7 protein-coding genes are annotated in these 9550 nt (G+C 29.9%); 6 read left to right on the top strand and 1 reads right to left on the bottom strand.

Going from position 1 to position 9550, the window contains the following annotated elements; all coding sequences use genetic code 11:
- Window positions 1-42 precede the first annotated feature (42 nt).
- From ACR0QS_RS07725 to tmk, 3 genes are all read left to right on the top strand, one after another.
- Complete coding sequence (locus ACR0QS_RS07725) at window positions 43-2976, top strand: leucine-rich repeat domain-containing protein (protein WP_432632864.1); 2934 nt, start codon at window positions 43-45, stop codon at window positions 2974-2976.
- Window positions 2977-3248: 272 nt separating this feature from the next.
- Window positions 3249-4397, top strand: coding sequence for a phospho-N-acetylmuramoyl-pentapeptide-transferase (mraY, locus tag ACR0QS_RS07720; protein ID WP_432632863.1), 1149 nt, complete (start codon window positions 3249-3251; stop codon window positions 4395-4397).
- Window positions 4398-4420: 23 nt separating this feature from the next.
- Window positions 4421-5032, top strand: a complete 612-nt coding sequence (gene tmk, locus ACR0QS_RS07715) for a dTMP kinase (RefSeq protein WP_432632862.1) — start codon at window positions 4421-4423, stop codon at window positions 5030-5032.
- Here the strand turns inward: tmk and ACR0QS_RS07710 are convergent.
- Window positions 5001-5411, bottom strand: a complete 411-nt coding sequence (locus ACR0QS_RS07710; protein ID WP_432632861.1) for a single-stranded DNA-binding protein — start codon at window positions 5409-5411, stop codon at window positions 5001-5003. The two genes, tmk and ACR0QS_RS07710, sit on opposite strands and share 32 nt — an antisense overlap.
- A gap of 224 nt (window positions 5412-5635) precedes the next feature.
- Here ACR0QS_RS07710 and gyrA point away from each other — a divergent pair, with 224 nt between their 5' ends.
- From gyrA to ACR0QS_RS07695, 3 genes are all read left to right on the top strand, one after another.
- Window positions 5636-8143 carry a DNA gyrase subunit A gene (gene gyrA / locus ACR0QS_RS07705; RefSeq protein ID WP_432632860.1) on the top strand — a complete coding sequence of 836 codons (2508 nt, stop codon included), beginning with the start codon at window positions 5636-5638 and terminating at the stop codon, window positions 8141-8143.
- A gap of 33 nt (window positions 8144-8176) precedes the next feature.
- Complete coding sequence (locus tag ACR0QS_RS07700) at window positions 8177-8992, top strand: segregation and condensation protein A (RefSeq protein WP_432632859.1); 816 nt, start codon at window positions 8177-8179, stop codon at window positions 8990-8992.
- A gap of 19 nt (window positions 8993-9011) precedes the next feature.
- Window positions 9012-9550 (top strand): FAD-binding protein (locus ACR0QS_RS07695; protein ID WP_432632858.1); only part of this gene is annotated, 539 nt, incomplete at its 3' end.

Genomic DNA, 9550 nt, shown 5'->3' with positions numbered 1-9550 from the left:
TTATTATATATAAAAAATTTTATTAAAACAGGAGAAATTAAAATGCAAAATAATTTAACAAACAAAGAAATTAATAATTTATACAATTGGGCAAAAAAATATGGCATAGAAGAGTTGCAAACCAAAGATATAAACGAGCTATTAAATATTAAAGAACTTACGATTGAAAATGAATATTCTGGGGGAAAGAATTTTTCTTATATTCCGAACGAGATTTTTAAACTTGTAAATCTTGAGAGTTTGTATATAGATTGCTATGATTTAGAAGAAATTCCAAACGATATTTGGAATTTGATTAATCTTAAGGAACTTACTATAGAAGACTATTGTTTTGAAAAATTACCAGACGGAATAAGCAATTTAACCAAACTTAAAACTTTTAATTTTATATATTGCCTGTGGGGAATAAATTTAAAGGAATTTCCTATAGAAATTTTTAATTTAAAGAATCTTGAAAATATTCGTTTAAGGTATTTTAGTCGGTTTAAAGGTTTTTATAAAAAAATAAACGATTTAGACAATATAAAAAATATTGAATTATCATTATTTGATGATTTTGACGAATTTGAATTCCCAAAAGAAGTATTGGAATTATCTAAATTAAAAACTCTCGATATGTATGACAATAACGGAGATATAGACGAATTGCCAGCGGAAATTGGAAATTTAATTAACTTAAAAGAACTTAATATAAAACTTCACTTTTTAAAATGTCTGCCAAAAGAAATTGGAAATTTAACCAATCTTGAATATTTGGAAATTGACAGCGAATTTGAAAATCCTAACGGAATTCCTAAAGAAATAGGAAATTTGACTAATCTTAAAACTCTCAAAATAGAAAAATGCAAAGGTTTGAAAGAATTGCCTAAAGAGATATTTAATTTATCTAATCTTGAAAATCTTGAAATAAATTGTGAAGAAATAACGGAAATACCAAAAGAAATAAAAAATTTAATTAATCTTAAAACTCTTAATATATTTTGCAATAATGAAGAACTTCCAAATGAAATATCCTATTTGACAAAACTTGAAAAACTTGGAATACACTGCAATGATATAAAATATTTTCAAAAATATATATGCAAATTAATTAATCTTAAAAGGCTTAATATAGGTTTTGACGAAAACTTTAAATATATTCCTAAAGAAATTGCAAATTTAATTAATCTCAAAGAATTAGGAATGAGTTGCAATAAATTAAATAAACTTCCAAAAGAATTATTTAATTTAATTAATCTTGAAAGTATTAGGATAAGCTCGTGCAAAAATTTGAAATACATTCCAAAAGAAATTGGCAATTTAGTTAATCTCAAAGAATTAGAAATAATGAGGCTACATAAATTAAATAAACTGCCTAAAGAATTATTCAATTTAATTAATCTAGAAAGTCTTGATATAAACTGGTGTAAAAACTTGAAATATATTCCAAAAGAAATTGGTAATTTGGTTAATCTTGAAAACCTTAATATAGAGTGGTGCGAAAATTTAAAATACATCCCAAAAGAGATTGGAAATTTAATTAAACTTAAAAAACTATCTATAGAAGATTGTAGAAATTTAAAAGAATTACCAAAAGAAATATCCAATTTGAAAGAATTAATAAATATTAATATAGCATTTACAAATATAAAAAAAATTCCTGACGAAATAAAAAAATTAATCGAGCCTGAAAGTTCATATATTCCTATAAATAATGTATATAGCGTAAAAGAATTGGCGGATGAATTAACTAATCTGATTAAGCTTGAAACTTTTGATATACAATATAACGGCGTTTATGAAAATTCATATATATTAGATTGCATTAAAAAGGTTAATATTGTGGAAAATAATTCTGAACATTTGCATATTGCGAGACGATTAACCAAAGAAATTATGATTTCAAAAAATCTTAAAAAACTATATATAGAATCTGAGAACTTAAAAGAAATTCCTAAATGGTTATTTGATTTATCTAAAATGGAAGAACTTTTTATAAGTTGCGATAACATACAAGAGTTGCCAAGCGAGATTGGAAAATTAACTAATCTTAAAGAATTTTATATTGGCTGCGACAACTTAAAAGAATTACCAAAAGAAATTGGAAATCTAGTTAATCTTCAACAACTTGATATATATTGCAATAATTTAGAAAACTTACCAAGAGCGCTTAGGGATTCAACTAATCTTAAAAAACTTGAATTAGGATATAAAAACTTAAAAGAACTTCCCAAAGAAATTGGAAATCTGATTAATCTTAAAAAACTTCGTATAAGTTGCGATAGTTTAGAAGAATTACCGAATGAGATTGGTAAATTAATTAATCTTGAAGAATTTTATATTGACTGCGACAACTTAAAAGAACTGCCAAGTGAAATTGGAAATTTAACAAATCTTCAAATATTTAAATTAGGACGAAATGTGATAGGTAGCAATTTAAAAGCAATACCAAAAGAAATTGGAAAATTAACTAATCTCAAACATTTTTTTATTAATTCTCAAAAATTAAAGGAATTGCCAAAAGAAGTTGGGAATTTAATTAATCTTTATAGGATTACAATACATTGCGATAAATTAAAAGAATTGCCAGAAGAGATAGGAAATTTATTTAAAATCGTATATTTTTGTTTACACTCTAAAGTATTAAAAGAGTTGCCAAAAAGTATTGGAAATTTTACTAAACTTAACAAGCTCAATTTAAATTGTTGTAATTTAGAAGCGCTGCCTAAAGAAATAGAAAATTTGAAAAGAATCGAAGAGCTTGATATAAGAAGCGACAAGTTAAAAGAATTTCCAAAAGAAATATTAAGTTTAGCCAGACTCAAATGGCTTGACTTGCATGGAGACGGAATAAAAGAAATACCAAAAGAAGTTATTAATTTACCTAGACTTGAAAAATTAGATATGGTTCATTGCAATAATTTAAAGAAAGCTCCAAAAAGGATAGGTAAGTTGATTAGAGATTCAAAAGTTAAATGCTGGTGGGATTGGGATTAAAAATATTAGGTAAATTTAGAAATAAAATATTTAGTTAATTAAATTAAAAAAGAAAAATAAACTATGCGGATTCTTTGGATTTGCATAGTTTATTTTTATATAAAAATATTTTAAAATTTATTTATAAACTCAAAAATTAAATTTTCATTGACAAAAAATAAATATGCAATAATATATATAAAATAGTTTTATTTTAATAAAATATTTAAATTTGAAATAAACTTTATGAATAGATTTTAAATAAATAGAAATGAAAGGTTTTTTATAATAATATGCTTTATCAAATTTTTTATCCTTTAAGAGAAATTTTTTTCGGATTTAATATATTCAGATATATTACTTTCAGAACTGCAGGAGCGGTTGCGACTGCTTTGATTTTGGTTTTTATGTTCGCTCCAAATATAATAGAACAATTAAAAAAATTAAATTTCGGGCAGGTTATAAGAGAAGACGGTCCCGAAAGTCATTTGGCAAAAACGGGAACTCCAACAATGGGCGGTTTATTTATTGTCGGAAGCATATTGATAAGCGTTTTATTATGGGGAAAATTAGACAACATAAAAATAATACTTTTAACCGTTTCTTTAATAATACTTTCAATAGCTGGATTTTTGGACGATTTTTTGAAAATAAAATATAAAAACTCAAAAGGACTCGCAGGAAAATATAAAATATTTTTTCAAGTTTTTGTCGGCGCGATAATCGGAATATATTTATATTATTTCGACAAATCCACTTTTTTAATGTCGTTTGAACTTAATCAATCGGCGGGAGTATTTGAAACCGTGAAAGTGGCTCAAGTTCCTTCTTCCACTTTATTTTTGCCGTTTTTTGATACTTTTTATATAGACTTAAAAATTCTCTATATACCTTTTGCAATTTTTGTAGTCGTTAGTATGAGTAATGCGGTAAATTTAACGGACGGTTTGGACGGACTTGCAATCGGACTTTTAATAATAATGTCGGTTGCTTTGGCGGTTTTATGTTATGTATCTGGAAATTCTCTCGTGGCGACTTATTTAAAAATTCCGTTCATATCGGACGCAGGCGAGGTTACGGTATTTGTCGGAGCTTTGATAGGCGCGGGACTCGGATTTTTATGGTTCAACGCTCATCCCGCTCAAGTATTTATGGGAGATGTCGGAAGTTTATCGCTCGGCGGAGTTTTGGGAATAATAGCTTTATTTATAAAACATGAATTGCTTTTAATTATTATCGGTGCGGTTTATGTTGCCGAAGCTTTCAGCGTAGTTCTGCAAGTATTTTATTATAAAATGTTTAAGAAAAGAATTTTTAAAATGGCGCCAATCCATCATCATTTTGAAAAATCGGGCTGGAAAGAAACTCAAGTCGTTTTTAGATTTTATATACTTGGAATAATAGCGGCAATAATTGGAATAGCGACTTTAAAAATAAGATAATTTTAAATTTTGGAAAATAAAAAATGAAAGGCAAATTGATAGTTATAGAAGGAATTGACGGTTCGGGCAAATCTACCTGCGCAAAAAATCTTACAGAAAAATTAAATTCTATAAATATAAAATCAATTTACACTTTCGAGCCTACTCATTCGCGTTATGGGGCTAAATTAAGAGATAGCATGATGTCCGAAAATTTGGACGCGGAAGAAGAATTATCTTTATTTATCGAAGACAGAAAAGAGCATATAGAACAGATGATAAAACCAGCCATAGAAGAAGGATATTTTATTATTTTAGATAGATATTTTTATTCTTCAATCGCATATCAAGGAGCTAAAGGAATAGATATTAATCGAATAATAAATATGCATAAAGATTTTATTATCAAGCCCGACATAGTTTTTATTTTTCATCTTCCCATAGATATTGCCCTAAACAGAATAATATCCAAAAGAGGAATCGCCGACAGATTTGAAAACGAAACATATTTAAAAAAAGTCGATAAAATATTCCATTCCTTCAACGAGCCTTTTATTTATCATATCGATACCGACAAAGACATTAAAATAATTGACGAAGAATTATTTGATATTTTAGAAAAATCTAAAACGCTTGCTCCATATTCTCGTCAATAATATTCGATACCGTTTGATTATTTGCAATTTCTCCGTTATTATCCAACGATTTTTTGCTCAAAGTTTTAATTTCTAAAGCGAGTATATAAATCGAATTTCTTTTATTTCCTTCTTTCGTGAAATAAGAATTCTGTCTCAATTCTCCGCTTACCAAAATATGACTTCCTTTTTTCAAATTTGACGCGACTCTTTCGGCGTTATATCCCCAGCTTATCAAATCGAAAAAATAAACTTCCTTTTGCAAACTTCCGTTGATATAATAATATCTGTTGTTTGCGATACTAAATTTGCATAACGATTTTCCATTTTTCGTTTTCATAAAATTTGGGTCTCTCGTAAGTCTTCCCTCGATTACTATTATATTGGCGTTTCCAGACATAATAACTCCTTTTGTTTAATATTGTTATGATAATAGTTAAACAAAATTTTTTGAGAAATCTGCCTAAAAACTAACGAATAAATATAAATTGGAAAATTAAAAATAAAAAACTTAATCAAACAAACCTTAAAAAACTATCTCTTTTAAGATAAACATTATTTTATATTGATAATTATATAATTTAATGATATAATATTTTTTAAATATTTTAAGGATGTAAAGAAATGGCGGTAAAGAAAAATAACGGAAAAGATAATAACGGAGCGGAAGAGAGGCAGTATTCCACACTTACGAAAGATATACTTAAAAGAGTAAGTCGTATATCTATAGAAAAAGAAATGGAAGAATCATATTTAACATATTCAATGAGCGTAATAGTTTCAAGGGCGCTTCCAGATGTTAGAGACGGTTTGAAGCCCGTTCATAGAAGAATATTATACGCAATGTATGACGCGAACCTTACGCATGATAAACCTTATAAAAAGTCGGCGGCTACAGTCGGAGAAGTTTTAGCACGATACCATCCGCATGGGGATTCCGCAGTTTACGGAACTATGGTTAGAATGGCGCAGGATTTCGCTATGAGATATTTACTCGTGGACGGACAGGGAAATTTCGGTTCTGTGGACGATGACCCTCCAGCGGCTATGCGTTATACGGAAGCGAGAATGACTCGTTTTGCCGAAGAAATGTTAAACGATATAGAAAAAGATACGGTTAGATTCGTTCCTAATTTTGACGATTCGAGGACAGAGCCATCGGTTTTGCCCGCGACAGTTCCTCAACTGCTTGTAAACGGAAGTATGGGAATTGCAATCGGTATGGCTACGAACATGCCTCCTCATAATTTAAGAGAGGTAATTAACGCTATTTTTTATTATATAGACCATCAAAACGCGGAAATAAAAGATTTAATGAAATATGTTCAAGGTCCAGATTTTCCAACCGCTGGAATAATATACGGAAAAGAAGGAATCAAAGAAGCATATACTACGGGAAAAGGAAGAATAAAATTAAGAGCGCGACTCGAAATTGAAGAAATAAAAAAAGACAGAGAAGCGATAATAGTCAAAGAACTTCCTTACAATGTGGTAAAAACTACTTTGCATGAAAAAATTGCCGAACTCGTTAAACAGGGAAAAATCGAAGGAATATCCGATATAAGAGACGAATCGAGCAATAGAGCGGGAATAAGATTAGTAATAGAACTTAAAAAAGGAGTCGCCACTCAAATAGTTTTGAATCAGTTATTCAAACATACCGATTTGGAAACTACTTTTGGAATAATAAATTTGGCTTTGGTTAACGGAGAGCCTAAAGTTCTTAATTTGAAAGAGCTTATTAAATATTTTGTAGAACATAGAGTAGATGTTATAACGAAAAGAACCGAATACGACCTTAAGCAGGCTCAAGCGAAAGCGCATATTTTGGAAGGACTTTTAATAGCGCAGGCTAATATAGAAAAAGTAATTCAAATAATAAGAGAAAGCGAAAATACCGAATCGGCAAGAAATACTTTAATGAAAACATTTAAATTGTCCGAAAAGCAGGCGCAGGCAATACTCGACATGCCGCTTAAAAGATTAACCGCTTTGGAAAAATTAAAAATAGAAGAAGAATTGAAAGAGCTTAAAGAATTTATCGCCTATTGCGAAGATTTGCTCGCTCATCCAAATAAAATATTGGCGGTTATAAAAAACGAACTTCAAAAAATATCCGAAAGATACGGAGACGACAGAAAAAGCGAAATCATCGGAAAAACCAACGATACGGAAATAGACGAAGAAGATTTGATTCATGATGAAGATGTTGCCGTTTCAATAACGACACAAGGATTCATTAAGAGAGTTCCAGCTTCAAGTTATCGCACGCAGGGAAGAGGCGGAGTCGGAGTTCAAGGCGGAAAATCGCAGGGAGAACATTATATCGAACATTTATTTGTCGCTTCCACTAAAGATTATTTATTTATATTTACCGACAGAGGAAAAGCTTTCTGGATGAAAGTGCATGAAATTCCAGCTTTGACGAAATTGTCGCAAGGAAAGAGCATTAAATTTATTCTTAATCTCGCTCCAGATGAAAAAATTACAAGCTATTTTACAGTATCCGATTTCGACCCTAAACAATCGATTATAATGGTGACGAAAAAAGGAACGATAAAAAAGATGGAATTGAAACATCTTGAAAACGCTAAAAAACGCGGAATACTCGCTTTAACTTTGGAAAATAACGATGAGCTTGTCGCAGTTTCGGCAATTCAAACGGGAGACGATTTCATTATGACTACCGACTCGGGACTCGCTTTGAGAATAAACGAGCAAAAAGTTAGAAATATGGGAAGAGCGGCAGGCGGAGTCAAGGGAATAACGCTTTCGGGAGACGATATTTGTGTATCTGGAAACGGAATTCATAAAGGCGAATCTTTGATAGTTATAACCGAAAACGGAATAGGAAAAAGATTATCTTCAAAACAGTTTAATGTTAAAGGCAGAGGCGGACATGGACAGATTTATATCAAACTCGATAATAGAACGGGAAAAGTCGTTAGCGTAAAAACGGTTGGAGATAAAGACGAGATAATGGTTGTGACAACGGACGATATGACTATAAAAATCAAAGCGAACTCGATACCAGAACTTGGACGAAACGCTAAAGGAGTAAAAATAGTCAATATATCGGACGGCGCAAGAGTAAGCGATTTGGCTGTAGTTCCTTCATCGGAAGATAAATAAAATTTGTCATTTATTATAATAATATAAATCATTATGGAAAATGAAATATCAAACACTGAAAAAACGAATTTTGAAGAATTTAAAGTTTCTTTGTCGAGCATAGATTACGAAGGACCTTTGTCAATCCTTTTCGATATGCTTAAAAGAAGCGAAAAAAATATATACGAAGTTTCTATTTTAGAAATTATTGACCAGTTTATAGAATATTTGAAAAAACAGGCGGCTTTGAATCTAAATTATACGGGAGATTTTTTGCTTGTCGCTTCGGAGTTTCATTTATATAAATCTAAAATGCTGCTCCCGCATGATATGGACGAGGATAAATTTACCGACAGATTGAAATTTGAAATTGTCGAACAGATGCTAGAATTTCAAAGATATAAAATTGTTTCGGAAGAGCTTGATAAATTGCAGGAAATTTCCGATTCGATTTTTGAAAGAAAAGATACGGAAAGAGTAAAATTCTTTCAAAATAATAACGCGGACGATAATGAAATCGCTTGGAAAGATATTAAACTTTACGATTTGGTTTATTCTTTTGCAAAAATTCAATTCGTCTCGGAAACGGATTTGGCGGTTTTGTCGGGAATGGCTAATTTCCATATCGACAATGCTATAGATATGGTTCGCATAAAACTTTCGGAAAATAAAATATTTCCGTTCGTTATGCTTTTCAAAGACGGAGTTACAAAAAGAGAATTGGTTACTTTCTTTTTGGCTATTTTGGAAATGGTTAAAGAAAAAGAAATTCTGTTGAAGCAGGAAACTAAATTTAAAGAGATTTATGTTTTCAAAAGAGAAGAAAATTCCATAACCGCTAAAATCGAAGAAAGGACAGAAAATAATTAAAAACATTACGGATTATAAAATGAAAGAAAATATAAAAGGAGTATTGCATAAAAAAAATATTTCTTTGAAAAAATATAATAATTTTAAAATAAACGCAAAGGCTTTAAATTTCTATATTCCAGAAACTATAGACGGTTTTGTAGATTTGCTTAAATATTTTGAAGAGCGCCAAAAAAAATATATCGTTTTGGGAGGCGGAAGCAATTTATTATTTGTCGATGAAATTGTAGAAACTCCAATAATATTCACTGGATTTTTCAGCAGAATAGAAAATTATTCGGATGGAATTTTAGGATATTCGGGCGCTAAAGTTTTCGATTTGGTTAAACATGCTTATAAAAATTCTTTCGGCGGTTTGGAATTTTTATTCGGCTTGCCAGGGAGCGTTGGCGGAGCGGCTTATATGAACGCGAGATGCTACGAACATTCCATTTCAGAATTTATCGAAAGCGTTGGAATAATAGACGATAATTTTGAATATAATCATATTGGAATAGAAAACTGCGATTATGATTATAAAAAAAGCGTTTTTCAAAATAAAAAATATATTATTATAGA

Origin of the sequence: Brachyspira sp. (assembly GCF_050873525.1) — a bacterium.
Classification (GTDB): Bacteria; Spirochaetota; Brachyspiria; order Brachyspirales; family Brachyspiraceae; genus Brachyspira.
This window is presented reverse-complemented; position numbering and strand designations above follow the sequence as displayed.